General features: G+C 71.4%; 14 protein-coding genes. 4 read left to right on the top strand and 10 right to left on the bottom strand.

What is annotated here, in order from left to right:
* Positions 1–25 precede the first annotated feature (25 nt).
* The 6 genes from ACZ37P_RS31580 to ACZ37P_RS31555 form a co-directional block, all read right to left on the bottom strand.
* A complete protein-coding gene (locus ACZ37P_RS31580; protein WP_467349744.1) occupies positions 26–5,836 on the bottom strand; it encodes a family 78 glycoside hydrolase catalytic domain in 5,811 nt (1,936 codons plus the stop codon).
* 262 nt (positions 5,837–6,098) lie between these two features.
* Positions 6,099–7,466, bottom strand: a complete 1,368-nt coding sequence (locus ACZ37P_RS31575) for a sulfatase family protein (protein WP_467349742.1) — start codon at positions 7,464–7,466, stop codon at positions 6,099–6,101.
* Positions 7,463–8,953: a sulfatase family protein gene (locus tag ACZ37P_RS31570; protein ID WP_401720143.1), complete on the bottom strand. Its 1,491-nt coding sequence runs from the start codon at positions 8,951–8,953 to the stop codon at positions 7,463–7,465. The genes ACZ37P_RS31575 and ACZ37P_RS31570 overlap by 4 nt, the downstream gene beginning before the upstream one ends.
* Positions 8,950–9,837 (bottom strand): carbohydrate ABC transporter permease, encoded by an 888-nt coding sequence (locus ACZ37P_RS31565; RefSeq protein ID WP_401854606.1) that lies wholly within the window; start codon positions 9,835–9,837, stop codon positions 8,950–8,952. The genes ACZ37P_RS31570 and ACZ37P_RS31565 overlap by 4 nt, the downstream gene beginning before the upstream one ends.
* Positions 9,838–9,851: 14 nt before the next feature.
* The gene (locus ACZ37P_RS31560) at positions 9,852–10,859 is read right to left on the bottom strand and encodes a carbohydrate ABC transporter permease (protein WP_401307757.1); all 1,008 of its coding nucleotides are present in this window, start codon (positions 10,857–10,859) and stop codon (positions 9,852–9,854) included.
* On the bottom strand, positions 10,856–12,172 hold the full coding sequence (locus ACZ37P_RS31555) for an ABC transporter substrate-binding protein (protein ID WP_401720134.1): 1,317 nt from the start codon (positions 12,170–12,172) through the stop codon (positions 10,856–10,858). The genes ACZ37P_RS31560 and ACZ37P_RS31555 overlap by 4 nt, the downstream gene beginning before the upstream one ends.
* 246 nt (positions 12,173–12,418) lie before the next feature.
* On the opposite strand from ACZ37P_RS31555, the gene ACZ37P_RS31550 reads away from it, so the two are divergent.
* Complete coding sequence (locus tag ACZ37P_RS31550; protein ID WP_391162798.1) at positions 12,419–13,594, top strand: GntR family transcriptional regulator; 1,176 nt, start codon at positions 12,419–12,421, stop codon at positions 13,592–13,594.
* A 21-nt stretch (positions 13,595–13,615) separates the two neighbouring features.
* Positions 13,616–14,605, top strand: coding sequence for a Gfo/Idh/MocA family protein (locus ACZ37P_RS31545; protein WP_355335262.1), 990 nt, complete (start codon positions 13,616–13,618; stop codon positions 14,603–14,605).
* A gap of 86 nt (positions 14,606–14,691) precedes the next feature.
* Here ACZ37P_RS31545 and ACZ37P_RS31540 read toward each other — a convergent pair whose 3' ends face one another.
* The 3 genes from ACZ37P_RS31540 to ACZ37P_RS31530 all read right to left on the bottom strand — a co-directional run bounded on the left by ACZ37P_RS31540 (position 14,692) and on the right by ACZ37P_RS31530 (position 21,060).
* On the bottom strand, positions 14,692–17,910 hold the full coding sequence (locus tag ACZ37P_RS31540; RefSeq protein WP_467349737.1) for a chondroitinase family polysaccharide lyase: 3,219 nt from the start codon (positions 17,908–17,910) through the stop codon (positions 14,692–14,694).
* A gap of 82 nt (positions 17,911–17,992) precedes the next feature.
* Complete coding sequence (locus tag ACZ37P_RS31535) at positions 17,993–19,474, bottom strand: sulfatase-like hydrolase/transferase (protein ID WP_467349735.1); 1,482 nt, start codon at positions 19,472–19,474, stop codon at positions 17,993–17,995.
* Positions 19,475–19,587: 113 nt separating this feature from the next.
* The gene (locus ACZ37P_RS31530) at positions 19,588–21,060 is read right to left on the bottom strand and encodes a sulfatase-like hydrolase/transferase (protein WP_467349733.1); all 1,473 of its coding nucleotides are present in this window, start codon (positions 21,058–21,060) and stop codon (positions 19,588–19,590) included.
* A 248-nt stretch (positions 21,061–21,308) separates the two neighbouring features.
* Here ACZ37P_RS31530 and ACZ37P_RS31525 point away from each other — a divergent pair, with 248 nt between their 5' ends.
* Both ACZ37P_RS31525 and ACZ37P_RS31520 read left to right on the top strand, forming a co-directional pair.
* A complete protein-coding gene (locus ACZ37P_RS31525; protein ID WP_467349731.1) occupies positions 21,309–22,688 on the top strand; it encodes an ROK family transcriptional regulator in 1,380 nt (459 codons plus the stop codon).
* A complete protein-coding gene (locus tag ACZ37P_RS31520; protein WP_467349729.1) occupies positions 22,685–23,674 on the top strand; it encodes a formylglycine-generating enzyme family protein in 990 nt (329 codons plus the stop codon). Before ACZ37P_RS31525 ends, ACZ37P_RS31520 begins: the two co-directional genes overlap by 4 nt.
* 180 nt (positions 23,675–23,854) lie before the next feature.
* Here the strand turns inward: ACZ37P_RS31520 and ACZ37P_RS31515 are convergent, their stop codons facing one another.
* On the bottom strand, positions 23,855–26,401 hold the full coding sequence (locus ACZ37P_RS31515; protein ID WP_467349858.1) for a collagenase: 2,547 nt from the start codon (positions 26,399–26,401) through the stop codon (positions 23,855–23,857).
* Between the last annotated feature and the right edge of the window lie 399 nt (positions 26,402–26,800).

Here is a 26,800-nt window from a genome sequence, read left to right as displayed (position 1 = left end):
TGGTCGGCCGGTGGCCGACGGCGGGTCAGCGCACGCGGATGTGCGTCTGGGTGGAGGAGCCCTCGATCGACGAGTTGCCGACGTAGACCACCTTCAGGGTGCGCAGGCCCCGGGTGCTCATCTTCAGCGAAGCCGAGGCGGTGCCTCGGGCCGTGAGTTTGAGGGTCTTGACCCGGCGCCCGTTCTCGTAGACCACTACGTTCCCCCCGGGCGTGCCCGCCGTGGACGAGACCGTGACCTTGAGCGTCACCGACTGGTTCTTCTTCAGCGATGTCGCGGAGAGCCCGACGGCGACCCGCGACTTCGCCGCGGTGACCTTGGCGGTCTGCGGCGACGTCGACGACGCGGATGCCTTGCCCGACTTGGACGCGGTCACCGTCACCGACAGCCGGTGCCCGATGTCGGCCTTGACCGGCCGGTAGGCCGACGCGGTCGCGCCGCCGATCAGCCGGCCGTCGCGCCGCCACTGGTAGCGGAAGGACAGGCCCGTGGTGTTCCACGAACCGGTGGTCGCGGTCAGCGCCGAACCGTACTTCGGCGTCCCGCCGATCTGGGGCGCGACCAGGGCCTTGATGGTGTCCACGTCCGCCAGGTCGACCACCACCGAGTGCACCGGCTCAGGGTTGCCGGCCACATCGGTGGAGAAGAAGTCGACCGTGTGCCGGCCGAATCCCTTGACCGAGGGGGTCTCCCCGGCCAGCACCTTCCAGGCGCTCCCGTCGATCCGGTAGGTCGTCGACGCGACGCCGCTGAGCGCGTCCTGGGCGGTGAGGCCGACCGTGGCCCGGTCCGCCTCCGCCGTCCCGGACTTGCGGGTCACCGCGACCTTGGTGACGGGAGCGGTCCCGTCAATCCACACCGACGCCGTCCGCTGACCGGTGGAGTTGCCGGCCGCGTCCTTCGCCCGGTAGGAGACCGCGTGCTTGCCGTCCCCGCTGACCAGGACGGGAGCGACGTACGCCTGCCAGCCGGCGGACCCGCCGACCTCGACCGTGGGAGCGGTGTCCCGGTTGTCGACGGCGGTGACGGCCACCGAGGCGTCGCCCCGGTACCAGCCGTTGTCGCCGGGCGCGGCGGCACTGGTCACCGTCGCGGAGGCCAGCGGAGCCAGGCTGTCGGCGGGCACCGGCAGCACCCAGCTGTCGGCGATCGACGGGTCGAAGTAGCCCGAGGCGTCGAGCGGGAACTCGTACTTGATGCGTACGGTGCCGTCGTTGGCGAGCGCGGCGGGGGTGTCGATGACCGTCTGGTAGGTCTTCGTGCCCATACCGGTCTCGGTGCGCTTGAGCGTGTACGTCTTCACCAGGGTGTCGTTGACGTAGATGTTGTACTTCTTCGTCCTGGCGCCGTCGAACGTCTCCCGGTTGCGGAGCATGAACGGCTTGCCCGGCGTCACGCGGGCCACGGCCGAGTACCAGGAGCCCGGGTTGGCCGAGTTCGCGTAGCGTCGGTCGAAACCGGCTTCGGTGTTCGTCCCGCTGGCCGGTGCGGCCATGATCGCGTGGGCCTTCTCCGAGGCCGCGTTGCCGAAGTCGATGTAGTCGAGGACTTCCTGGGTCGGCGGCGCCGGGAGGTTGACCGTGATCTTCGCGGCCTTGTCGGCGAGCGTCACACCCTGGTCGACGAAGTCGACCTCGGCGGCCTGGTCACCCGCGACGGTCTCCAGTCCGGGGAACAGCGGCAGGACGACGGTCTTGGTCGCCCCGGGCTCGATCGTGACCCGGTCGGAGGCGGGCGGGGTCTTCCACCCGTCCGGCACGGCCGCCGTGAGCTGGCCCGACACCGCCGAGCCGCCGTTGTTCCTGACCGTCGCGGTCAGGGTCGCCTTCTCGTCCGAGCCGTCGACCGGACCGGCCGACGTCACGGTGGTGATCTCGACGCCCGACGTCACCGAGACCCACGGCGTCGAGTCGTTCAGGGTGAAGGTGCCGTACTGGCTGGTGAAGGTCAGCTTGACCGACGCGTTGTACGTGCCGGGCTTCTGGTGCTTCGGCACGCGGACCGTGAACGGCAGTTGGACGCGGTCGCCCGCTCCCAGCGTGTCCTTGGCCGAAGCGGTGGGGTCGACATTCCAGTCGTCGACCGTCACGACGGCCTTCAGGTCGCGGATCGCGGCCGTACCGGCGTTCGCGATCTCGACCGTTCCGGGGATGTTCGCGCCGGGGCCGCCGGGCTCGGCGACGGGCGGGACGACCACCGAGATTCCGAGATTCGCGGCGACCGCCTTGCCGAACAGCGCCTCGATCGCGTCCAGGCGCGCCGTCAGGTCGTTCTTCACCGGTCCGTCGACCGACGAGCCGGCCAGCCAGGTCCTGAGGGTACGGATCGGCGCGACGCCCTCGCTCAGACGCTGCGTCGCCTGACCGGAGTCGCCCGCGACGTCCGCCGCGACGGCGTCCTCGACCTTGCCGCTCGCGGTGTCGAGCGCGGCGCCGACACGGGCGCGGTCGTCCGCGCCGAGGTCGCCCGCCGCCGCCAGGTCACCGGCGTGCGCGTCGGTCTTGTGGATCTCGGTGACGATGTCGCCGAACAGGGCGCGCTTGGCGTCGGAGTGGATCGCGTACGTACCCGAGCCGACGGTGAATGTGACGACGCCGTCGGCCACCGAGACGTCGCTGACGCCCTCGGCCTTCGTGATCGGCGTGCCGCCCTCGGTCACGGCCTCGATGTTGCGGGCCGGGACGCTGACGCGCGAGGTCGTGTTGACCGGGACCGTGATGTCCAGGGACATTCCCTGGTCGGTCTTCTTCCAGCTCGACCCGATCGTGCCGTACACGGACTCGTAGGTGCCCTGACCGCTGGTCAGGTCGCCGCCCACGGCCGGGGCGATCCTCGACTCCTTGTAACCGGCCTTGAGCGCCGAGATGCCGCCGATGTTCTGGTACATCCAGTCACCGACCGCGCCGTAGGCGTAGTGGTTGAAGGAGTTCATGCTGACATCGCCGAAGCTGCCGTCGGGGTTGATGGAGTTCCAGCGCTCCCACATCGTGGTGGCGCCGTGCTCGATCTCGTAGCCCCACGACGGGTAGTCCTTCTTCAGGATCATCGTGTAGGCCAGGTCGGAGCGCCCGATGCTGGTGAGCGCGGGGAGCAGCCACGGCGTTCCGAGGAAGCCGGTCGTGAGGTGGTAGTCGGTGGTCTTGAGCTTGGCGACGAACTTCTCGGCGACCTTCGCGCGCAGCGCTGGATCGGTCACGAGGTTCATGCCGAGCGCCATGGCGTACGCCGTCTGGCTGCCGCCCTGGACGGTGCCGTCGGCCGCCACGAGCTTCGCGGTGAACGCGGCGCGCACATCGGCGGACAGCTTGGCGTAGGTCGCCGCGTCGGCGTCCTCACCGATCGCCTTGGCCATCTCCGAGAGCATGCGCGCGTCTTCGGCGTAGTACGCGGTGCCGAGGACGTCCGTGCCGGTGTTGTCGTCGAGGTTGAGCCAGTCGTTCCAGTTGCCGCGCGCCGAGTCGATGAGGTCGTCGCCCGCGCCCTTCTTCACAAAGCCCAGGAACTTCGTCATCGAGGCGTAGTTGGCCCGCACGATGGCGTTGTCGCCCTGCGCGTGCCACACCGCGTACGGCACCGTGACGGCCGAGTCGGACCAGCCGAGGCCGCTGCCGAGGTCGATCGTCGGCACCGACGGCGCGATGCCCGGGTAGTTGCCGTCGCTGTAGGCGGAGTCCCGCAGGTCGGTCGTCCACTTGTTGAGGAAGGCGCGGGTGTCGCGCAGATAACTCGCGGTCGGCGCGAAGACGTTGATGTCTCCGGTCCAGCCCAGGCGCTCGTCACGGGCCGGGGTGTCGGTCGGGATCGACAGGAAGTTGCCGCGCTGTCCCCACGAGATGTTGCTCTGGAGCTGGTTGAGCATCGCGTTGGAGGTCGTCAGCGTTCCGGTCGCCTCGAGGTCGGAACCCCAGACGACGCCGGTGACGTCGCCGAGCGCGGGTGCGCTCTTGATGTGGGAGATCTCGAGGTAGCGGTAGCCGTGCTGGGTGAACTTCGGTTCGTAGACGACCGTGCCGGTCGCGCTGAACGTGTAGTAGTCGGTGACCTTCGCCGCGCGGAGGTTGGCGGTGTAGAGGCTCCCGTCCTTGTTCAGGACCTCGCCGTAGCGGATCTTGACGGTCTGTCCCGCGACACCCTGGAGGCGCATCCGGGCGACGCCGACCATGTTCTGGCCGAGGTCGTAGATGTACGTGTCGGCGGCGGGACTGGTCCGCGTCAGCGCCGGAAGCTCGCCGGTCACGCGCACGGGCTCATCGGGCTGGGCCACGAGCTTGGCGGTGTCGGAGGCGCCGATCGTGACGGGGTTCCACGCCGCGTCGTCGTAGTCGGGGCGGTCCCAGCCGGGCTGTTCGGCCCGCGCGTCGTACGTCTCGCCGTCGATGTTGTCGGCGGCCGCGTAGGGACCCGAGTGGCTCTTCCACGTGCTGTCGGTCTTGACGATCTGGTGCGTTCCGTCGGTGTAGTCGATGCGCACCTGCGCGATCAGGCCGACGGAGTTGCCGAACATGCCGGGGCCCCACATGCCGACCTTGCCGGCCCACCAGCCGTCACCGAGCTCCGCGCCGATCGCGTTCCGGCCGTTGCCGACCTGGTCGGTGATGTCATAGGTCTGGTACTGGACGCGCTTGCGGTAGTCGGTGTCGCCGGGGGCCAGGAACTGGTCGCCGACCTTCTTGCCGTTGAGCTCCAGCTCGTAGGTGCCGTGCGCCGAGGCGTACACCCGGGCCCGCGCGACCGTCTTGCCGGGTTCGGTGGTGAACTCCTTGCGCAGCAGCGGCAGATTGCTGTCGCTGGTCCGCAGGATCACGTCGAGCTTCTTCTCCACGAGCAGCCCGTCCGGCGTCAGGGCGCCGCCGGTGAACGGGTTCTCGGTCCCGGAGAAGTCGGTCCGGAACAGTACGTCACCGGCTTTCGAGGTGACCTTGACGGCGTGGATGTGCGCGGCCTCCGGTCCCTCGTTGGCGAGGTCCTGGCGGAAGCCGATGAAGCCCTTGGCGAAGGTGGTGTCGGTCCGGCTGTCGATCTGGGCGCCGTCGAGCTTCGTGGTGATCGTCGGGCCGTCCACGGTGAGCGACAGGCGGTGCGTGCCGGTGAGCAGTTGGGCGGACGTCATCGTCGTGATCGGGATGTTCCCGAGCAGGGAGAAGCCGCCGTTGACCTTCTTGTGCGGCCGGAACTTCGGGACTCCGGTCCCGTCCGCGGTGCTGATCTGCCACATGTACGCGTTGCCGGTGTCCGACGCGCGCAGGTAGACGCCCAGCGCCAGGTTGTCGAGGGTGAAGTCGATGTCCGTGGTGTAGTCGTTCCACTTGTCGATCTCACCGCCGGCGGACTTGCCGATCCAGTCGCCGGTCCACTCGGCCGCGTCGAGGATGCCGGTCTCGAACCAGCCGGGAGCGCTCCAGTCGCTGGCCCGGCCGTCTCCGTCCCAGACCCTGGCCTGCCAGTAGTAGCGGGTCTGCGAGGTCAACTTCGGCCCGCCGTACCGCACATCGAGCTGGTCGCTCGACGCGACCTTCCCCGAGGACCACACGTCGTCGGCGGCAGCGCTGGTGCCGACCCGGACCTCGTACGCCGTCTGCACCACGCCACGGGCGCTCGACGTCGACTTCCAACTGAACGTCGGGGCGTCGCCCGCGATGCCGAGCGGGTTGGTCCGGGCATTCGTCTGAAGAGCGCCGACCGTGAGGCCGTTCCCCTGCGCCGCGGCGGCCGCCGGGTCGGCGGCCAGGAAGGCGACGGCAAGCATGACGAGCGCCGCGAGCAGAGCGATCAGGCGTCGCCCTCCGGGCGCGGCGGGTGGAGCGGGAAGTCCGGCAACTGGTCTGGCAGGCGTCATGTCGACGGGCCTTTCGTGGCAAGTTCGTGGCAAGAGAAAGCCCTCGCGGCTCTCGCCACGAGGTGAAACGTTCCAAAAATGATGTGACGGCCGTCTCATGTCAAGAGTTTGGACAAGATCAGCACGCGCTTGACCGTGCCAAGGTGCGCGACCGCACCACCTGACACACGTTCATCGGCGATTGAAACGACACACAATTGAGCTGGACCAGCGGCGCGAAGCGTTTCCCGGAGGGCCGGGCGACGGATCGGGGCGCGAGGTCTCAGTAGGGAATCGCGAAGACGCGGTCGCGGGTCCGGCTCGCGACACCGTCGGGGAGGACGAGGCGTTTGAGGAAGTCCGTGTCCCCGGTGTCCAGGCACCATTGGAGCAGCGTCGCGCGCAGCCGTTCGCGCAGGGCGTCGTGGCTCTCCTCCACCGCCAGGTTCCGGGTCTCGCCCGGATCGGCGCGCAGATCGTGGAGTTGTTCGCGCCAGCGGCCCCAGCTGTAGACCGTGTATTTGTGGCGTGCGGTGATCAGTGAGCGCCCGCGCGTCAGGGGCGGGTCCGGACGTTCGAAGAGCGTCTCGACCACGATGTGGTCGTGGCCGCAGGGTACTTCGGGGGCGGCCAGGAGGTTCCTGCCGCGCAGTCCGGGCGGGGCCGGGACGCCCGCGGCGGCGCACAGGGTGGGGAGCAGGTCCAGGCCGACGGAGACCAGCGCGTCGCTCACGCCGCCGCTGCCGCGACCGCCCGGCGGCCGGATGACGAGCGGGACCCTGACGGCTTCCTCGAAGAGCGCGGTCTTCTGGTTCCACGCGTGGGCCGCGTCGCCGTCGCCGTGGTCGCTGGTGAACACCACCAGGGTGTCGTCGGCCGCGCCCGTGGAGTGCAGCGCGTCGAGCACGGTGCCCAGTGCCGCGTCGGCCCGCTCGACCAGGCGGGCGTAGGTGTGACGGTACCGCCGCCAGTCGTCGGGGGTGTAGCCGGCGGTCCCGTACACCGCGGCCTGGACGGCCTGTTCGTGCCGGACGGCCTCGGGTTCGTAGGGATGGCGGCCGAAGTTCGACGGGAGCGGCGGGGCTCGGCGTACCGGAACCGCGGGCACGTCCCCGTACGGCATGGGCTGGTCCCTGGCGTACTCGCAGACGGTGTGCGGATCGTCGAAGGAGGCGACCAGGGCGAAGGGCCGGTCCCCGGGCACGCGGGAGGTGAGCCAGCGCGCGCACGCGTCGGCCAGACCGGCGTCGCCGAAGGGGCGCAGCACGGTGAAGCCGTCCTCGGGCGTCGCGCTCGCAGACCGCGCGTGCCACTTGCCCGCGTAGAGGGTGTCGTAGCCGGCGGCCCTGAGCAGGTGGCCGAGGCTGTCGGGACGACGGCCCGGATCGCTGCCGGGGACGGAGGATGCCGGGGCGTTGCCATTGACGCCCAGTTCGTGCGGGTACCGCCCGGTCAGCAGGCTGCCGCGCGCCGGGACGCACAGCGGGAAGGTGGTGTAGGCACGGTCGAAACGGGTGCCCTGCGCGGCGAGGCGGTCCACGTGCGGTGTCGAGACATGACCGGCGCCTGCGCAGCCGAGCATGTGCGCCGCGTGCTGGTCGGTCAGCAGCACGAGGATGTTGGGGCGTTCGGCCCCGGCGGGGGCCTTCATCGCGCGGCGCCACGGGGCGCCTGGCCGTGGTCCTCCGTCTGCTCCCGCGCTCGCGCCGTCCACGCCGCCAGGGCCGACCGGCCCGGCCACGGATCGCCGGTGCGGTCCAGTTCGCCGGTCAGCGCCGCCGCGAGGGCGACCGCCTGGGCGGACCGGTCCGCGACGACGTCCGTGCGCTCGTAGGGGTCCGCCGCGAGGTCGAACAGCCGTACCGTGACCGTGCCTTCGGGTGCGTACGCGGCCACCAGCTTGTGCGTGCGGGTGCGCAGGCCGCGGATGTCGGGGTCGCCGGGCCCGGCCGCGGGTCCCAGATACAGCGCGGCCCCTGGCCGTACGGCGCCCCGGTCGCCGGGCGGTGCGAGCAGCGCCCCGGACAGGTCGCGCCCCTGCGTGCCCTCGACGATCGCGTCCGCCACGCCGAGCAGGCCCAGAACGGTGGGCGCGACATCGGGCGAACTCAGCAGCAGGTCGTCCCGGCCGGGCGGGACGTGGCCGGGCCGGGAGACCAGGAACGGCACGCGCATCGACTCCTCGTAGGGCACGTTCTTGTACATCAGACCGTGGCTGCCCAGTTGCATGCCGTGGTCCGAGGTGAACACCACGAATGTGTCGCCGGTCAGCCGGTGCTCGTCCAGGGCGGCGAGCACCCGGCCGATCTGGTGGTCCACGCCGGTGACCGCGGCGTAGTAGGAGGGCGCGGCGCGTGCGGCCTCGGCGGCCTCCGGACGGTCCCAGTCGACGTTCGGCCGGGTCAGCAGTTCCCGCGCTGACCGTGTCGAGTAGCCGTCCAGGTACCGCTGCGGCACCTGGTCGAAGGGCTGGTGCGGCGGGTTGTAGGACAGCACGAGGGCGAACGGCGTGCCGCCGCGGTGGTAGTCGCGTGCCGCGCCGTCGAGGAAGGACAGGGCGACATCGGTCTCGTGCTCGGCCGACCACTGGTCGACCCTGACCGGGGCCTCGCGGGGCGCGTCGCCGGTCCAGTAATGGGGCCGGGCGTGGTCGTCGCAGCAGCCGTGGGAGTACCAGAAGCCGAAGCCGTGCCTGCGGTCGGGCGCGGTGTACGCGTCCCAGACCCGGCCGTCCTCGCGGACGCCTTCCCCGGCCGCCGCGTCCGCCGGCACCGGGGCCTCCAGATGCCACTTGCCGATGTAGCCGAGCGCGTACCCCTCGTCGGCGAGGACGTCCGACCAGCACCGTGTTTCCGGCCGCAGCCCCACGCCGAGTTCGGCGGTCGCGGAGTTGACGTTGAGGTGGACGCCGTTGCCGTACGGGTAGCGTCCGGTCATCAGCATCGCCCGACAGGGGCTGCACACCGGGTAGTTGCTCACCGCCTGCGTCAGCACCCTGGATTTTTCGGCCAGTTCGTCGAGGGCCGGGGTGCGGACCGGGTCCTCGCCCAGGAAGCCGAGGCAGCCGGCCCGCCACTGGTCGGCGATCACCAGGACGAGATTGGGGCGCCGTACGGAACCGTCCTCCCCCGGTGTCATTTGCCCATCCCCAGGGTGAGACCCTCGGTGAGCCGCCGTCCCAGCCAGATGTAGACGACCAGCATGGGCAGGACGACGATGCACAGCCCGGCGAACAGGCCGCCCCAGTCGGCGCCGCTGTACGTCTGCTGCTGCACGAAGGAGATCAGCGCGATCGGCAGCGTGTAGTTGTCGGTGGACTGGAGCAGGGTCAGGGCGAGCAGCGTCTCGTTCCAGTGCGCGATGACCTGGAGAACGAACGCGGTGACGATGCCGCCGCGGGCGACGGGCAGCATGATCCGCCAGAAGGTGGCGGCCGGGGAGACCCCGTCCAGGGCCGCGGCCTCCTCCAACTCCTTCGGCAGCGAACGGAAGAAGCCGGTCAGCAGGAAGACGGTGAAGGGCAGCGAGACGCCGATGTAGACCAGATTGAGGCCGAGCAGGCTGTCGGTGAGGTAGACGCGGTTGAGCATGACGAACAGCGGGATGAGGATCACCTGCACCGGCACACCGAGGCCGAGCACGAAGAACAGCGTGAGTCCGCGGCTCAGTCGGGTGTCCTGCCGGGACAGGTAGTACCCGGCGGGCGCGGCGACGGCGACGGTCAGCACCGAGGAGATCCCGGTGACCACCACCGAGTTGAACGCCGCCCGCCCGAATCCGCTGACCGTCCAGGCGTGCACGAGATTGTGCGCGGACAGCGAGTGCGGCAGACCCCACGGCGAGGAGAGGATGGACCGGGTGTCGCGGAACGACTGGAGCACCAACCAGACCAGTCCGGCGACGTTGGCGGCGACGAACAGCCAGGTCACCGCCACGCCCGCGGTGCGCAGCGGACTGCGTCCGCCGAGCGGTGTCCGGCCGCGCGGCCCGGCCGGCCGTCTGACCTGCAAGAGGGAACTCATGGGGTACGCGCCTTTCAGAACTCGACGGCTTCCCTGCGCATCAGGCGCCGCAACAGCACGACGAGCACGGTGACCAGCAGGAGGGAGAGGATCGCCGACGCCGTGGCCGCCCCGTAGGAGGGCACCGAGTCGCCGGAGAAGGCGGTGGCGTAGGTGTAGACGGCGGAGGTCCAGGTCTTGGTGGGCGGGATGCCGTTGCCGCTGCTGCCGCCGAAGATCCAGACGATCTCGAAGATCTTCACCGAGGAGATCGTCCACAGGACCGCGCAGACTCCGAAGACGTCCCAGGTCAGCGGGAGGACGACGTAGCGGAGCCGCTGGAGGGCGCCGGCGCCGGCCAGCGCGCAGTCCTCGTAGTAACTGACCGGGATGCGGTCGACACCGGCCATCAGGATGGTGGTGAAGTAACCGGTCGTCATCCAGGTCATCGTGACCATGATGAGCGGGAACATGTTGTCCTGGGACAGCCACTGCGGCGGGGAGTGGATGCCGAGGTGGGCGAGCAGGGAGTTGGCCAGGCCGTCGGGGTTGAAGATGAATCCGACCAGGACTCCGTAGACCAGGGCGTTGACCAGGTGCGGGAAGAAGATGATCGACCGGACGACCTTGCGGCCCGCCATGTCCCGCAGGATCAGGGTCAGGGCGAAGCTGATCGCGAAGACCGCGATGCCGACGAGGAAGAGCAGCTTGAGGGTGTTGCCGAGCGACTCCATGAACAGGTCGTCGTGGAAGAGCCGGGTGTAGTTGCGCAGTCCCGCCCAGGTCATGGGCCCGGAGCCGGCCCAGTTGTGCAGGCTGATCCAGACCGCGCCGCCGATCGGCGCCACGAAGACCACGGTGTAGAGCAGCAGGGCCGGGCCGACGAACGGCACGAAGAGCCGGCGTCGCTGCCGGGCGAGCGTTCCGCCCGCCGCGGTGCCGCCCGGACGCGCCCGCTCGGGCCGCACCGGTCCTGGCTCCTGGCCGGTCGCGGAGTCGGCGGCCGGGCCGGTGTCGGGACCGGCCGGTGCGGTCCTGATCACTGCGGCTGGTCCTTCCAGTACGTGGCCTGGGCCCCCTGCATCTGGTGCACGAACTCCTCGGCGGAGATCTTGCCGAAGAAGAGTTCGTCGTCCTTGGCCCAGAACAGCTTCTCGTTGTAGCCGGGGAAGGCCACGCCGTCGTTCTGCTGGTGGAAGGAGTCCGCCTGGTCCAGTGCCTTCTTCACGTCGGCCATCTCGGGCGAGGTGGCCGCGTCCGCGCGGACCGGGATGACCTTGGCCTGCCGGCCCATCGCGTCCTGGTACTTCTTGCCGAGCAGGAAGGCGGCGAACCGCTGCGCGTCCTTGGCGTCGTCGGCCTTCTTCGGTACGGCGAAGCCCACGAAGTCGGCGCGCATGCTGGAGTGACCGGCGGCGGTGACCGGGAAGGGGAAGGCCGCGTACGCGAAGCCCTTGGCCGCGTAGGTGGCGGACTCGGTGGGCAGCCACGAGCCGTTGAACATCAGCTCGGCCTTGCCGTTCGCCCACTTCTGCTGCTCGGCGGGCCACTTGCTCGCCTTGTAGCCGTCGATCAGGTAGCCGCCGCGGACGAGTTGCTCGACCTTCTTGGCGGCGTCCAGCACGGCCGGGTCGAGCCACGCCTTGCCGGTCCGGTCGGAGGCGACCTTCTTGAGCCCGCCGGGTCCGAGGTTGCGGACGATCAGGGTGGACAGGAACGCGGCGTTGTAGCCGGTCACGTCGCCGTCCGCGGCGAGCGGGGTCCGGCCGTCCTTCTTGATCCGGTCGAGCAGGGCGATGAACTCGTCCCAGGTACGGGGCGGGTCGCGTCTCAGCTCGGGGTGGGCCGCGGCGTCGTACCAGACGGCGTCGGAGGTGATGCTGTACGGCACCATCCAGGGCCGGCCCGCCGCGTCGTCGATGTCGATGGTCTTGAGGTACTTGGCCGGGATCAGCTTGCCCGCGGTGGAGCCGTCGACCTCGGTGTCGAAGGCCGAGGTCAGGCCGAGCGACTGCTGGGTGGCCACCAGCGCGGGGACGAGCTTCACGTAGGGACCGTCGACCAGGTCGGGCACATTGTTGGTGTTCAGCGCGGGCACCAGCTTCTGCAGGTTGTTCCGCCCCTGCCACTGGACCTTGACCTTGATGCCGGTCTGCTTCTCGAAGTCGGTGACGGCCAGGGCGAGCACCTTCTGCTGCGGCTCGCCCTCCTTCCACATCGACCAGTAGGTGAACTGCCGGGACGAGCCCGACGAGGAGGTGGCGCCCGAGCACGCCGTCGCGGCGCACAGGAGGACGCCCACGGCGCCCAGCGCGACCGGGAGCTGCCAGCGATGACCTGAGATATGCGTGCCCATACTTCCCGCCTCTGGATGAGGGCAGTGGATGACTGCTCTGTGCGGCCCACTGTCACGAGCGCGGAAGAGAGCATTCAAGACGTATTGCGTCCCGAATCCGCTTGGTAGTCGGCGGATGCTCCGCCGTCACCGGAGAAGTCCGCCGGTCCGTCATGAAGCCGTCCCTGATTAGTCCTTTATTGCTCTCCTGCCGGGCGCGACAATCGGAGCGGACCACGCTCGGCGACACTCCAGCAGAGGGACGACATGGCCGATTCATCCCGTTCCGGTGGCAGCCGCCGCAGGACCGGCTCGGTGCGGGACACCGCCGCGCGCAACCTCAAGTTCCAGTCGCTCGCGGCGGAACTGCGCCGCGGCATCCTGGCCGGCGACTGGCCCACCGGCGCGAAGCTGCCGACCGAGAGCGGGCTGTCCCAGGAGACCGGCCTGTCGCTGACCACGGTGCGGCGCGCCTTCGACCTGCTGGTCGAAGAGGGTCTGGTGGTACGGCGGCAGGGCTCGGGCAGCTTCGTGGCGAGCCCCCGGCAGCAGGCGCCGCGCACCCGGCGGACCGTGGGCGTCCTCGTCCCCGACACCAAGCTGTACTACCCCCGGGTGCTCCAGGGCATCGAGGAGGCGCTGTCCGCGGCCGGTGTCGGCCTGCAACTCGCCACGTACCACTACGACCGCGCCGAGGAGGACCGCGACCTGGGCTTCCTGCTGGAATCCGGCGTCGACGGGCTGCTGCTGGTACCCACCTTGACCGGAATCGAGGACCCCGGGGTCCGGGCCGGTGAGCTGATGTCGCTGCCGGTGCCCGCGGTCCTGCTGGAGCGCCGCCTCATCGACGCGGGTCCCGGTGACCGTACCGAGCACGTCTGCTCCGACCATCTGGGCGGCGCGTACGACGCGGTGCTGCATCTGCACCGGCTGGGGCACGAGCGGATCGCGCTGATCACCCGCAGCCGCAATCCGACCGGGGTCGCCGTCGCGCTGGGTTTCCGGCGGGCGATGGACGACCTCGGGCTGTCGGGGAGCTTCCGCCACGAAGCCGAGAAGGCGCAGTGGACCGCCGCGCTGGCGGACCGGATGATCGCCGACCTGATGGAGTCCAGGACGACCGCGGCCCTGGTCTTCGGCGACCGGGAGGCGATTTTGCTGGAGGCCGCCGCCCGACGTCACGGCACGCAGATCCCGGGGCAGTTGGCCCTGGTCTCGTACGACGACGAGACCGCGGACATAGCGGAGGTGCCGCTCACCGCGGTCTCCCCTCCGAAGTACCGGGTCGGCCGGATGGCGGCCGAGGTGCTGCTGCGCCGGCTCTCCGAGGGCGACGCCTGTCCCCTGCACCAAGTGCTGCTCCGCCCGCGGATCGTCGTGCGCGCCTCCTGCGGGGCCGCCGCGCTCCACGCGGAGCCGCGACCGCTCCCCGAGATGTCCTGAATCCCACCGACAAGGAGTTCCATGCGTATCGGACTGATCGGCGCGGGCGCGGTCGCGGACCTGCACGCCCTGGCCGCGGACCGGATCGCGGACACCCGCCTGACGGCGGTCTGTGACCTGGAGGAATCGGCGGCCCGCCGGGTCGCCGCCCCGCACGGGGCCGCGACCTTCACCGACTACCGCGACCTGCTCGCCTGCCGCTCGGTCGACGCGGTCATCGTCAACACCCCGCACGCGCTCCACAGCCGGATGGTCCTGGACGCCGCCGCGCACGGCCTGCATGTGCTGGTGGAGAAGCCAATGGCCACCACCCTCGACGACTGCGACGCGATGGCCGCGGCCTGCGCTCAGGCCGGGGTCACCCTGGCCGTCGGGCACATCCAGCACTTCCTGCCCGACAAGTGCGCCGCCGAGCGGGCGATCGCCGACGGTGTGCTGGGCGCGCCGCTGGCCGTGCACGACTACCGCAGCACGGACTACCGGCCCGGCACCCGCTCCCCCTGGTTCTTCTCCCGTGAACTGGCGGGCGGCGGCGCGCTGATGAACATCGGCGCCCACTGCCTGGACCGGTCGGTCTGGCTGGGCGGCGCGCCCGCGGTCTCGCTGACCGCCGCCGTCACCGAGCGGTTCGGCGCGCCCGTCGAGACCGACGGCACCGTCGCGCTGCGGCTCGCCAACGGCGGGCTGGCCGGTGTCTCGGTGATCTCCGACCCGCCCCACAAGGTCGACGAGCTGACCGTGGTGTGCGAACGCGGCTCGGTGGTCGCCGACCCGCGGGCGGGAACGTTTCTGCGCATCGACGGCCGCACCCGGCAGATCCACACCCCAAGTGGTACCGACATCCCGGACGCCTTCCGGGAGCAGCTCGCCGACTTCGTCGCGGCCGTCGGCGGCGCCGCCCCCCGGGTCACCCCGGAACACGGCCGCCACATCGTGGAACTCGTCCTGGCGTCGTACGCCTCGGCCGCGACCGGAGAGCCGGTCGGGGTGGGCGCCGCGCAGAGCGTCTGACGCCGACGCCCGGAAGGGCCGGTGCCCGGGGGGAAACCCCGGGCACCGGCCCTTCCCGTCTCCCGCTCATCCGCCGCCCGGCGCCTTCACGCGGACCGCAGCCGGATCTGTACCCCCAGGCCGAGGTGGCACCGGACGTCCACCGAGGTCAGGCCGCCGTGCACGGCGGTGCGGACCTCGGTGTGGGGCTCGGCGGTCCGCCAGGCGCCACGCAGGACCAGCCGCAGCCGGTGGGTGCTTCCCCGGCTGTCCCGCCAGGGCCTGGTGAACGGGCTGAGCACGCCGACGAACGCGCCGTTCCGGTCGTACTGGTCCCGGTCCCGGCCCTCGTACAGGCGCAGGTCCGGATCGGTGACGGACAGCACGAGGCCGTCCGAGTCCGGGCGCGCGAGCAGCAGCGAGGGCGTGTCCACCGCCGCGATCGGGCCGCCCGCCGCCAGGGTGCGCTGCGGCTCGAAGACGGCGTACGCGGTGATCCCGGTGGCCCGGTCGTGCACGACGTGCGCGCCGTCGTCATGGCGCAGCACCGAGTACGGCGCGATCGTCGGGTCGGCCATCCGCGCCGCGAAGTCCCTCATGTCCTCCGGTGTGGCGTCCACGATCAGGGCGTACGCGTAACGGCCGCCGCGCGGCGCGCTCCCGTGGTCGAGCCACGCGGTGGCGAAGTCGGCGGTACCGGGTGTGCCCGTGCTCTGGTCGGGAGCGGTCTGGGAGGCGCGGGTCAGGGCGAGCCGCTGGCCCGGCGGTATCCAGTAGCCGTTGCCGACCGGGTCGATCAGCCACGTCGGGTCGGACGGCGTGCGGTCGACGGCGTAGGGGAAGTCGGCGACCGCGCCCAGGGCGCTGTGGATCACCGGTTCCGAGGGCTCGGCCAGGTGGCACTGGAAGAGCGTGGTCCGCGTCGGGTGGACGGAGTCGTCGTTGCGGATGCCGGAGCCGAGGGCGATGACCCGCTCGTCGAAGAGGAACACCGATTTGCGTGCCCGGTGCGAGGGGTTGAAGACGGGGTGTTCGCGCAGGTCGATCGCGAAGACGGCGTGCCGGTCGTCGATGGTGCCCGCGCCGCCGAACCGCGACTCGGTGAGCGGCATCTGCTCGATCGCGCCCGCGAGGTTGGACCGCAGCTCTTCGTAGGGCAGGCGGATGGCCGTGGTGCCCGGCCACTGGTTCCAGTCCCAGCCGGGCTGCCGGAATCCGCTGGCCAGGTTGTCGACCGGGTCGCCGCGGCCGAGGACCTGGATCTGGCCGTAGGTCGTGTACCGCCCGTAGAGGTTGTCGGTGGCGTAGATCTCGGTGCTCCACAGGTAGCGGCTGTGGCCGCGGACCGCGACCAGCCAGTTATCGCGTCGGTGGAGGGCCAGCGCGCTGTGGTTCATCGCCCAACTGCCCGTCGGCGCGGCTTCCGCCGTGACGCCCGCGGCGGCCAACCGCTGGGCCAGCGCCTTCTGCACGGAACTCGGCTTGGCGGGCAGCAGGCGCAGGAACGCCGCGCCCACCTCGGGGTCCAGCTCCCGCGAGCCGTCCGGGGACCCTGCGGTGGTGAGCGACTGGTAGGGCGGCAGGGCGAGCGCGGTCAGACCGGTGGGGTGGCGGGCGGCCAGCGACAGCGGCCAGTCCGAGGCGTTGGCGTAGACGCGCATCCGCAGCAACGCGTCCTTGTAGCGGCCGTGTGCCGCCTCCCCCACCCGGAAGGCGGTGCCGCTGAGGATGTCGACAGTCGGGGCCGACCCCTTGTAGCCGTCGCGGGCGTAGTCCGGGTACATGCCCAGGTGGTGGAAGACGGAGCCGTCGGCCTTGAAACCGTCCATGATGCCGGGCGAGACGGTCAGGGCGGCGTCCAGCCAGCGCCGCAGCGCGTGCAGGTGCGCCACTTGCCCGGCCGGGGTCGGCATGAGCAGGGCGGTGCCGAGCATGCCCTGGAGGTTGGTGTTGAGGATGTCGAAGATGCCGGCGTAGGACTCGGCGTCGCCGAAGTCCTGGAGCAGTCGGCCGAGTCCGGTGAACCAGGCCAGGTCCTCCCGGACACCGTCCAGCAGCCCCCGCTCGGCCAGGGCGTCACGGATCAGGTGGACGGAGTCGTAGAAACCGCGGAACTGGTAGCCGAGGTGGTGGATCGTGCCCTGGCAGCTTCCCGCCGCCCAGCCCTGTTCGCGGAGGTGGTCCAGGATCCGTACGTACAGATCGGTGAGCCGGGTCCGGTGCGCGTCGTGCGACGCGGCGTCGTACGCGCAGGCGATCTGGTACATCAGGTCGGTGACCTGGCGCAGCGGGCTGCCGGCGACGAACGCGTTGAGCGCGGCGGCGATCCGCGGCGGGTAGATCTCCGTCTGGTAGGAGTCGACGGCCCGGCCCGGCACCCGCTCACCGGGGTACGGCACACCGAGGCCGTCGGTCGCGGCGGCCAGCGCCGCGACCGCCGCGTCGTCCACCGTGAGGGACTTGCGCAGGACCGCGTGATAGCGCCGGGTCACCTCGGCGAGCGAGGCGCTCTCCCCCGCTGTGGGCTCGGGTTCCGGCAGCGGGTGCGCGGCGAGCCGGTCGGCGTACGAGAGCAGGGCCAGCCAATGGGCGTTGGCGGCCCGGTCGCCCTCGCGGTTGACGAACGGCACCTGCCGGTCACGGGTGGGGTGGTCGGGGCGCAGCTCGGTGTTGACGATGAGCTGGTCGAGGTGGAAGGTGCCCGCGCCGGAGCGCCGGGGCGCGACGAACCGCAGGGTGTCCATGCCCGCGCGCGGCTTTCCCGACAGGTCGTACCCGTAGCGGATCCACACGGTCCGCCAGCCGGTGAAGCCGAGGTGGATCTCGCACCACGCGTCGGCGCGCCGGCCGCGCCCGAACTCCACCCGGAGCACGTCGTCGAGGGCCCGGTCGTTGTGGATCCACACGGCGAAGGTGTCGACCGTCCCCATGGTCGCCTGGTCGTCGCCGTCGCGATACGCGTCGGGTGCGTAGCGCAGCGGGGTACGGATCTCCAGTTCGGCGCCCGGCCGGTAGTCCCAGCGCAGGGAGTGCGGGCCGATCCGGGCGGTGGCGGCGCTGATGCTCACCCGCGAGCCGGGCCCGGTGCGCAGGTGCTCGGGTATCCGGGTCTCGAAGAGGAACACCGGCGGGTCGAGGGAGAGTGCCTGGTCCTCGACGCTCGGCGCGTCCGCGGCCTGCCCCGGGGGGCCGGCCGCGGCGCCGTTCGCCGCCGGGCTGTCGGCCGCCGCCGGTGCGGCCGCGACGGGCAGCGCGGCGGCGGCCGATCCGAGTGCGGCGCCGATCAGCGCCTTGCGTCGCGTGAATCCTTGGGCCTGCTCTGGCATGGTCTGTCCTCCGGTACTCCCTCGCCGGGTTCCCGTGAGGGGAGGGGTTCGCCTGCATCACAGCGGCCGGGGACAGAACGATTCAAGAAGGACTGAACGGCGGATGCGGCGGTTGCCACTCGGGGTCGTCGAAGGCGCCGAGCGGGTCCGCGTCCGGAGCGTCGGCGCCGCCCCGTCCGGCGTCCAGCGGCGCGCGCTGCCCGGCTCCGGTGACCGGCAGGCGGCTGCCGTCCCGCGCCGGGTCCCCGTGTTCCGTGAACCACGCGTCGAGCCGGCGCCGCAGGTCGCCGACGCGTTCGCGGTGCGCCGGGTCGGCGACGAGGTTGACGCGCTCGCCCGGATCGGCGGCCAGGTCGTACAGCTCGTGCGGACCGTGCGGGTACCGGTGGACGTACTTCCACTCGGCGGTCCTGATCATCCGGACGGGACCGTACTCGTCGTAGACGACCACGGGCCGGGGCGGCGGCGGCTGGCTCGGCCGGCCGGTCAGCAGCAGTGGCGCGAAGGATCTGCCGGGTCCGGTCTCGAACGGTTCCGCGTCCAGCCCGGCGCACTCCAGGAGCGTGGCGGCGAAGTCGTACGCCGACAGCAGTTCGTGGCGCACCGAGCCCGCGCTGATCCGGCCGGGTTGCGCGATGATCGCCGGGACCTTGACCGAGCTGTCGTACATGTTCTGCGGAAAGGTGCCGTTGCCCTTGCCCCAGATGCCGTGGTGGCCGCAGTTGAAGCCGTTGTCGCTGGAGAACACCACCAGCGTGCTGTCGGTGAGGCCCAGGTCCGCGAGGGTCCGCAGGACCTGTCCGACGGCGGTGTCCATGGCGGTGACGGAGGCGAAGTAGCCGACGAGTGCGGCCCGGACGTCGGCCTCGCCGCCGACCGGTACGCCGTCGACCAGCGGCTGCCACGGGTGCGGTTCCTCCTGCGGGCAGGTGTCGAACGCGCAGTCCGCGTAGAGGCGTTCGACCTGCGGCGGGTGCTGGCCCTTCCAGGGCTTGTGCGGGGCGGTGAAGTGCAGCGAGAGGTAGAAGGGCTCCTCCCGTCCGGCCTCGGCGTTCAGGAAGTCCACCGCGTCGTCGGCCAGGACGTCGGTGAGGTATCCGGCGGCCGGTTCCCTCGTGCCGTGCCGGTACATCGGTGCGTCGTGGTAAGCGCTGCCGCCGCTCTCGTGCGCGTACCAGTGCGTGAAGCCGGGGCGCGGCCGGTCGTTGGCGCCGAGGTGCCATTTGCCGGACAGGCCCAGCCGGTAGCCGGCGTCGGCGAACTCGTCGGTGAACAGCCGCTGTCCGGCGAGGAAGTCCTGGCCGTCCGGGCCCGCGTGGCCGCCGGAGAGCCAGTCGTGCACGCCGTGGCGGGACGGGATCTGGCCGGTGAAGAGGCTGGCCCTGGCCGGTGAGCAGACCGGGGAGGTGCAGAAGAAGTTCTCCAGCCGGGTGCCGCTCTCGGCGAGCGCGTCGAGGGACGGGGTGAGGATCTCGTCGTTGCCCGCGCAGCCGAGGGCCCAGTGGCCCTGGTCGTCGCTGAGGATGAGCAGGACGTTCGGGCGCCGCGGGTCGTGGCTTGCCATGGTGGGTCTCCCTGGTGGGCTGATGGTGAGGTGGGTCGCGGGGCGCGGGCGGACGGGCCCGGCGGTCGGGGGCGGGCCGGTGCGGGACGGCCGGGCCCGGGTGAGCGGCCGGTTCAGCCGAGGTCGTCGGCCACGCCGTCGAGGTCCGGTGCGCGGTGGCCGCCGATGTCGGCCGTGTAACCCATCCAACTGTGGGCGGGGTCGCCGCGGCGCAGCAGTTCTCGGTACAGCCGCCCGGTCAGCTCCCGCCTGACGTCGGCGTACGCCGGGGACCCGTGGACATTGCGCAACTCGTGCGGATCGCGGTCCAGGTCGTACAGCTCGTGCACGCTCTCCGGGTTGTGGACGAGCTTGTACCGGCGGTCCCGGATCATGCGCTGGGAGTACGGGAAGTGGTGGCCGTGGAATTCGGCGACGACCTCGGTCCGGTCCAGGACCGCGCGCGCTCCCCCGGTGTCGCCGGTCAGCAGCGGCAACAGGCTTTCTCCGTCGCAGGGTTCGGGGGCGGGCAGGCCTGCGATGTCCAGCAGGGTGGGGTTGAGGTCGGTGAGCGTGGCGAAGGCGTCCGAGACCTGGGCGGGCCCGCCCGGCACCCGCGCGATGGCGGGGACGCGGTAGATGTCCTCGTACATCGCCGGGCCCTTGTCGTTCAGCCGGTGGCCGCCGGTGAACTCGCCGTGGTCCGCGGTGAAGAACACGGCGGTGTCGTCGCCCACGCCGTACTCCTCCAGGGCGCGCAGAATCCGGCCGATCTGGTGGTCGATCATAGTGACGTAGCCCCAGTAGACGGCGATCAGCTTGCGCCAGGCGTCCGCGTCGAAGGCGTCGGCCGACCAGTATTCGCTGTAGCGGCGTTGTACGTCGGGCTTGCCCGCGAAGGTCTCGGCCATCGACTCGGGCAGCACGACATCGTCCGGGTCGTAGAGGTCGTAGTAGTGGTCGGGCACGAGATAGGGCAGATGCGGTCCGAACCAGTGGCAGGACAGCATGAACGGCCGCCCTGACGTGCGCCGGCCGGCGGCGTACCGCTCCAGCAGCGCGAGGGTGCGGTCGGTGAGGAACGCCTCGGCGGTGGCCTCGACGGGCTGCCGCAGCCGACCCGCGATGAGGTGGCCCCGGCCGACGCCGTTGGCGGCGGTGCCGAAGACGGGGTCGGTCACCGCGAACGGCGGCAGGCCGCGGTCCGCCAGCCATCGCTGGTACGACGGGTGGCGTACGGGATTGAGCGCGCCGGGCAGGTGCTCGCCGTCCAGGCCGTGGTGCTCGGGGCCGTGCTCGCGGCCGATGTGCCACTTGCCGACGTGGCCGACCTGGTAACCGGCCGCCCGCAGTTGTGGCCAGAGCAGTGGCTGGCTCTCGTTCAGCTCGTCCTGGCCGCCGGCGGCGCGCTCAGGGTTGGCGAGCAGGCCGTGCCGGAACGGGTGCAGGCCGGTGGCCAGCGACGCGCGTGCCGGTGTGCAGATCGCCGTCGGGGTGTAGAACCGGTCGAACCGCGTCCCCCGCGCCGCGAGTCCGTCCAGGGCCGGGGTCTCGACGACGGTGTTGCCGTACGCGCCGAGGGTGTCCACCCGGTGCTGGTCGGTCATCAGAAAAAGGATGTTGTGCGGGCTCACCGGCCGCCGCCCCTCCGCTCCCACCGCTCGCGGCGCTGTCGTCGCTTGGTCGGCTCCCGTGCACCGTAAGGACGGCCCGGCATTTTGGTCAACCCTCGGGACTAATCACCGGCCGAGGTCCCCGAATCCGCCGAGCACCTCACCGCCGAAGGCACTGACCAGCGCGGATGGATTAGTCCCGAAACTTGACAGAATCCACGGCGCGGTCCGATCATGCGGACATGCCAGATCGACGCGGAGCCGCACTGCACCGACTGCGCGCCGCCCACGAGGCGGCGGTGCTCGGCGAATTGCGGCGCGCGGGAGCGCTGAGCCGCGCGGAGCTGATCGAGCGGCTGGGGCTCTCCCGCACCACCTTGTTCACGATCGTCTCGGACCTGCTCGCCCGTGAGGCCGTCGTCGAGCGGCCGATGACCGCGCCGGACGGCACCTGGGCGCCGGGCTCCGGCGGCGGTACGGGGACGGCCGCCGCGACCGCATCCGCGGCGGACGGCGCCCCGCACCCGACCGCCGACGCGGGCGCCCGCACCGGCACCCGGCCGCCGAGGGGCCCCGGCCGCCCCGCCATGGCGGTCTCCCTCAACCCGCGCGGCGCGCAGCTCATCGGCATCGGGCTGCTTCCGACCCGCTTGCAGATCGTGATCGCCAACCACGCCCACGAGGTCGTCGCCCGGTCCAGCACCGCGCTGCGGGCGGAGGCCGGACCCGACGAGCGGGTGGCCGCGGTCGTCGCCGCCGTCGGCGAACTGGTCGCGGAGCGCGGGGTGAGTCTCGCCCCGGTGACCGGCGTCGGCCTCGGCCTGCCGGGGCCGGTGCGGCGCCCGGACGACGAGCGTCCGCCGGACCCCGCGGACCGGGCGGCCTCCGCGGCCCGGATCGTCGCCGGGCTCGGCGACCACTTCGAGGCGCCGGTGGTCACGGACAACAACACGCGGCTGGCCGCGCTGGCCGAGATCACCTGGGGCGCGGCGCGCGGCCTGTCCGACATCGTGTACCTGCACTGGTCGCAGGGGGTCGGCGGCGGGCTCGTGGTGGACGGCCGACTGGTACGCGGCGCGCACGGCGCGGCGGGCGAGATCGGCCACACCAGTTGCGACCCGCGCGGAGCGGACTGCTACTGCGGGGGCCGCGGCTGCCTGGAGGGCGTGATCGGCGTCCCCGCGCTGCTGGCCGAGTGCCGCGCCAGGGGGGCGAGAGTCCGGGACGGGCGCGAACTGGTGGCGCGGGCCGCGTCCGGCGAGCGACCGGCGGCCGACGTCGTGGCCGGGGCCGCGACGGCGGCGGGCCGTGTGCTCGCCGCACTCGCCGCCCAGACGGACCCCGCGTGCGTGGTGATCGCCGGTGAACTCGCCGCCCTCGGCGCTCCGGTCCTCGACACGGTCCGCGCGCAGCTCACGGCGTTCTCCCTGCCGGCCGCCGCGCGGACCATCCCCGTCAGGGCCTCCACACTCGGCGACGACGCCGCGGCCCAGGGCGCCGTCGCGATGCTGCTGCACGCGGCGGGCGAGCGGGTCGACGTCCTCGTGGACGGCGGTGCGCCGCCGCCGGGACGCCGCGGCGATCCGGCCGGTGGCACGGGTGACGCCGGTGGTGCCCGGTGACGGCGTGCTGCGGCCCCGGCGGTCACGGCGGAACAGCCGAGGCCGGAGCCGGGACGGGGTCCGAACTCACGCCTCCGCCACGGGACTTCGCCGTTCCCGACCGCCCGCGCGCGGAGGTGCTGCGCGGCATGGTCGCCGTGCCCGCAGGCCCCTATCTGATGGGCGGCGACGAGGAGGACGCGTTCCCCGACGACGGCGAGGGGCCGGTGCGCGAGGTGTCGGTCAGCGCCTTCCGCATCGACGCGACATGCGTCACCAACTCCCGCTTCGCCGTGTTCGTCAAGGCCACCGGCTACCGCACCCAGGCCGAACTGAGCGGCTGGTCCTACGTCTTCGGCGGCTTCGTGCCTCCGCGGGCGCGGCACGCGGTGCTTCCCGGCCGCGTGCCGGGCGCGCCGTGGTGGCGAGCGGTCTCGGGCGCCTGCTGGCGCTCGCCCGAAGGCCCCGGCACCTCGATCGGGGAGCGCGGCAACCACCCCGTGGTGCACATCTCCTGGCACGACGCCGTCGCCTACGCGGCCTGGGCGGGCAAGCGGCTGCCCACCGAGGCGGAATGGGAGAAGGCCGCACGCGGCGGACTGGTACGGGCCCGCTTCCCCTGGGGGGACGAGCTGACCCCCAACGGGCGGCACCGCTGCAACATCTGGCGCGGCGACTTCCCGGTCCGCAACACCCGCGAGGACGGATATCTGGGCACCGCGCCCGCCAACGCCTTCACTCCCAACGGCTACGGGCTCCACAACGCCTCGGGCAATGTCTGGGAGTGGTGCGCGGACCGGTTCTCCCCCGACTGGCACGCCGCGCCCCGGCCCGAGACACGGGTCGACCCGGTGGGTCCTCCCGTCGGCGACAACCGGGTGCTGCGCGGCGGTTCGTATCTGTGCCACCACTCCTACTGCAACCGCTACCGGGTCGCCGCCCGTACCTCCAACACTCCGGACAGCACCACGGCGCACGGCGGCTTCCGGTGCGCCGTCGACGACTGACCAGCTGAGACCGCCTTATCGACCGACTTACCCACTGACCGACCGGCCGGAAGCGAGGGGTCGCCCCGCTTCCGGGGTACGGACGGGCCCGGAGGGCGGACAGCGGTGGTGACCGCTGTCCGCCCCTTCGGACCGTGGTGCCTCCTGTTCCGTGCGCCCGCTACCGGCAGGCGGCCGGGATCAGTAGGACGTGGTGACCGAGGCTCCGCTGAAGCCCTGGACGGCGTAGAGGCTGACGTAGACGTAACCGGCCGTCGGGTTGGTGACGGTCAGGGTGTGGGCGTTGCCGCTGCCGGTGGCCTTGCTGGTGTAGCTGGCGGTCGTGGCCCACCCGGTGTTGCTGTAGTAGAGGTCGGCGTTGCCGGTCCCGCCGGCCGAGGTGATCTTCAGGGTCGTGGTGCCCGCGGGCAGGTAGAGGTACAGGTAGGCGTAGTCGCCGGTGGGCGCCGACAGATTGCCGCGCTTGCAGTTCTTGCCGAGCTGGTTGACGTCGGCGCCGGTGCACTCGGGCGCCGTGCCGCCGCCGCTGCCGACCGTGACCGTCCGCGACGTGGTGTTGGTGGCGCCGCCGTTGTCGGTGACGGTCAGTGTCACGGTGTACGTGCCCGCGGCCGTGTACGTCCTGGACGGGTTGGCGGCGGTGGAGGTGGTGCCGTCACCGAAGTTCCAGGCGCGGGAGGCGATGGTGCCGTCGCTGTCCGTCGACCTGTCGGTGAAGGCGGCGGTCAGATTGCTGACGGTCGAGGTGAAGGCGGCCGTGGGCGCCTGGTTGCCGGGCGGGTTGCCGCCGCCGATGCTGCCGCAGTTCCCCACCGCGCACTTGGTCAGCCAGGCGTCCCAGTCACTGTTGTAGCGCGTGCCGATGGTGCTGGTGAGCAGGGTCTGCGCGGCGGCGTAGTTGCCACTGCGGTAGTCGGCGAGCAGCGCGGTGACGTCCGCCGGGTGCGACTGGAGCATGTAACGCACCGCGAGGTAGCCCCAGTTGTAGACCAGGGTCTGGCCCGAGTCGTAGGTGTTGCCGAAGATCGACCGCAGGGTGTAGCCGTGCGTCGCGGCCTGGTTCTGCGCGTCGGTGTAGACCACGTTGCGGTAGGAGTAGGAGACGTACTCGGCGAAGCCCTCGATCCACCAGATGGTGGTCGGCGTGGCGGTGCTCGCGGTGAAGTCGCCGTAGGTGTCGAACCGGCCGTCGAGGTAGTGCGTGTACTCGTGGTTCAGGTTCCAGATCTGGAAGTCCGGGCGCACCCACTCGGCCTCGTAGGCGATGAAGCGGGGCTGGTTTCCGGCCGCGGCGGGGTCGCCCTCCAGGTACATGCCGCCGTTGTTGGTGTCGATGCCGTACATGGCCCCGGCGTATGTCTGGTAGTCGGTGCTGGAGTTGAAGACCACCACCTCGATGGTGGAGTTGTTGTCGTTGGCGACGGGCCCGCTGTCGTGGACGAGGCCGTGGAAGTACGCGTCCTGGGCGCGCAGGCTGGCGCAGGAGGAGCTGAGCTGAGCGGCCGTCATGTCCTGCGCGAGGATGCGGATGCTGGAACTGCACGTGTAGTTGGACGTGAGCACCGAGCTCTTGAGCCGGTCGGCGAGGTTGCACGTGTCGTAGTACGAGCAGTTCGACGCGTCGTAGTAGCTGGTCATCTCGGCCAGGCCGACCCACAGGGCAGCGGTGGGTCCGGTGATGGCGGTCCGGCTCAGCAGCGCGGCCACCAGCGGGCTGGCCTTGGCGCGCAGGGCCGACTCCTGGAGGAACCGGCCCAGTTCACGCCCGGCGTTGGACGTCAGGTACGCCTGGTCGGTGCTCAGCAGCGCCAGGTGCGAGCCGGCGAAGTTGTACAGCGTGTCCAGCACGCTCGGGTCGGCCACGACGGCCGCGACGAAGTCCGGGAACTGGTGGCCGCGGAACAGCACGGTGTAGACGTTGTTGACGGCGTTGAGCATGTACCAGGACGCGTCGTACGAGCTGTTGTAGCCGTTCAGCAGCCGCTTGACGACGTACAGGTAGCGGGCGTCCTGCTCGGAGCTGTCGATCAGGGTGACGGCCTCGGCGAGGGCCTCGCCGTTGGCGTCGGTGACGTCGCCGGAGTGGGCGCTGGCGAAAAAGGCGTCCAGGGCGCTGCGGATGGCCGTGACCATGGCGGTGCCGTAACTGCCGACCGCCGAGGAGTTGTAGTACTGGACGTAGTAGCCCGCCCGCAGGTAGAGCACGAGCTGCGGCATGCCGGTGCTGCTGTCACCGGGGTAGGCGGCCGAGCCGTCGCGCATGGCGTAGGCGACGGTGGTCATCTGCGCCTCGCGGAAGGCGTTGTAGGCGTCGGTGCCGGTCAGGTTGAACAGCGTGTTGACGCAGTCCGTGGTGGACGCCCTGATCTGGGCGACGAGGGCGCTGCCGGTCCGGCCGGTGAAGTCCGAGGCGTTGCATGTCGCCGCCGCGGTCAGGCCGTTGGCCCTGGCCTTGGCCCGCGCCGCGGCCTTCATGGACGGCGCGGAGTGGCTGACCACCGGCGCCGTCGGCGTGTCGTAGTCCTGCTTGAGCGCGTCCTTGGACGCGGGCAGCGGCGCCCGGTCGGCCGCGCTGAGCGAACCGGCTCCGGTGTGGTCGGACTTCGCCGCGGCGACCGTGGCGGGCTGGGCCGCCGGGCCGGGGCGGGTGGCCGCGGTCCCGGCGGGCTTCGGCTGCGCTGCCGCGGCCCGTTCCGGGTGGATCAGCATGCCGATGCCCAGGCACATGGCCAGGGCGAGTATCAGGAACCCGGTGAGACTTCGTCGTACCGGTTGGGTGTTCACGTGCCGCCTCCCAGCGGTGTGTGCCGCGCTCCGTTGCGCGGCGAGGGGGGATTCGCGGTGCACCCGTCCGGGCCCGCCCGGCACTGTGGGGAGTGGGCGGTGCGGTCCCGGACGGACCGCGAGCCGTGCCTCAGCTTTTGGCATGAGCACGGCTTTCAGGTTGTGCGCCATGTACCATTGCACATGTCACATCGCTTGGGAACCCAGAGTGGGGAACTCGCGAAAACGGCCTGGGGGGGGGGGGGGGGGGTGGGGTTCGGGGGCTTTTTCCCCTCCCCCCCCCCCCCGAAGGCCCCCCCCCCCCACCCCACCCACAAAAAACACAAACCCACCCCCCCCCCC

Source organism: Streptomyces sp. NPDC024632, assembly GCF_055559175.1.
This window is presented reverse-complemented; position numbering and strand designations above follow the sequence as displayed.

What these genes read in the sequence shown, in the direction of transcription:
- ACZ37P_RS31580 (WP_467349744.1), bottom strand. Translation starts at nt 5,836, where the DNA reads ATGACGCCTGCCAGACCAGTTGCCGGACTTCCCGCTCCACCCGCCGCG.
- ACZ37P_RS31575 (WP_467349742.1), bottom strand. Translation starts at nt 7,466, where the DNA reads ATGAAGGCCCCCGCCGGGGCCGAACGCCCCAACATCCTCGTGCTGCTG.
- ACZ37P_RS31570 (WP_401720143.1), bottom strand. Translation starts at nt 8,953, where the DNA reads ATGACACCGGGGGAGGACGGTTCCGTACGGCGCCCCAATCTCGTCCTG.
- ACZ37P_RS31565 (WP_401854606.1), bottom strand. Translation starts at nt 9,837, where the DNA reads ATGAGTTCCCTCTTGCAGGTCAGACGGCCGGCCGGGCCGCGCGGCCGG.
- ACZ37P_RS31555 (WP_401720134.1), bottom strand. Translation starts at nt 12,172, where the DNA reads ATGGGCACGCATATCTCAGGTCATCGCTGGCAGCTCCCGGTCGCGCTG.
- ACZ37P_RS31550 (WP_391162798.1), top strand. Translation starts at nt 12,419, where the DNA reads ATGGCCGATTCATCCCGTTCCGGTGGCAGCCGCCGCAGGACCGGCTCG.
- ACZ37P_RS31545 (WP_355335262.1), top strand. Translation starts at nt 13,616, where the DNA reads ATGCGTATCGGACTGATCGGCGCGGGCGCGGTCGCGGACCTGCACGCC.
- ACZ37P_RS31540 (WP_467349737.1), bottom strand. Translation starts at nt 17,910, where the DNA reads ATGCCAGAGCAGGCCCAAGGATTCACGCGACGCAAGGCGCTGATCGGC.
- ACZ37P_RS31535 (WP_467349735.1), bottom strand. Translation starts at nt 19,474, where the DNA reads ATGGCAAGCCACGACCCGCGGCGCCCGAACGTCCTGCTCATCCTCAGC.
- ACZ37P_RS31530 (WP_467349733.1), bottom strand. Translation starts at nt 21,060, where the DNA reads ATGACCGACCAGCACCGGGTGGACACCCTCGGCGCGTACGGCAACACC.
- ACZ37P_RS31525 (WP_467349731.1), top strand. Translation starts at nt 21,309, where the DNA reads ATGCCAGATCGACGCGGAGCCGCACTGCACCGACTGCGCGCCGCCCAC.
- ACZ37P_RS31515 (WP_467349858.1), bottom strand. Translation starts at nt 26,401, where the DNA reads ATGTGCCTGGGCATCGGCATGCTGATCCACCCGGAACGGGCCGCGGCA.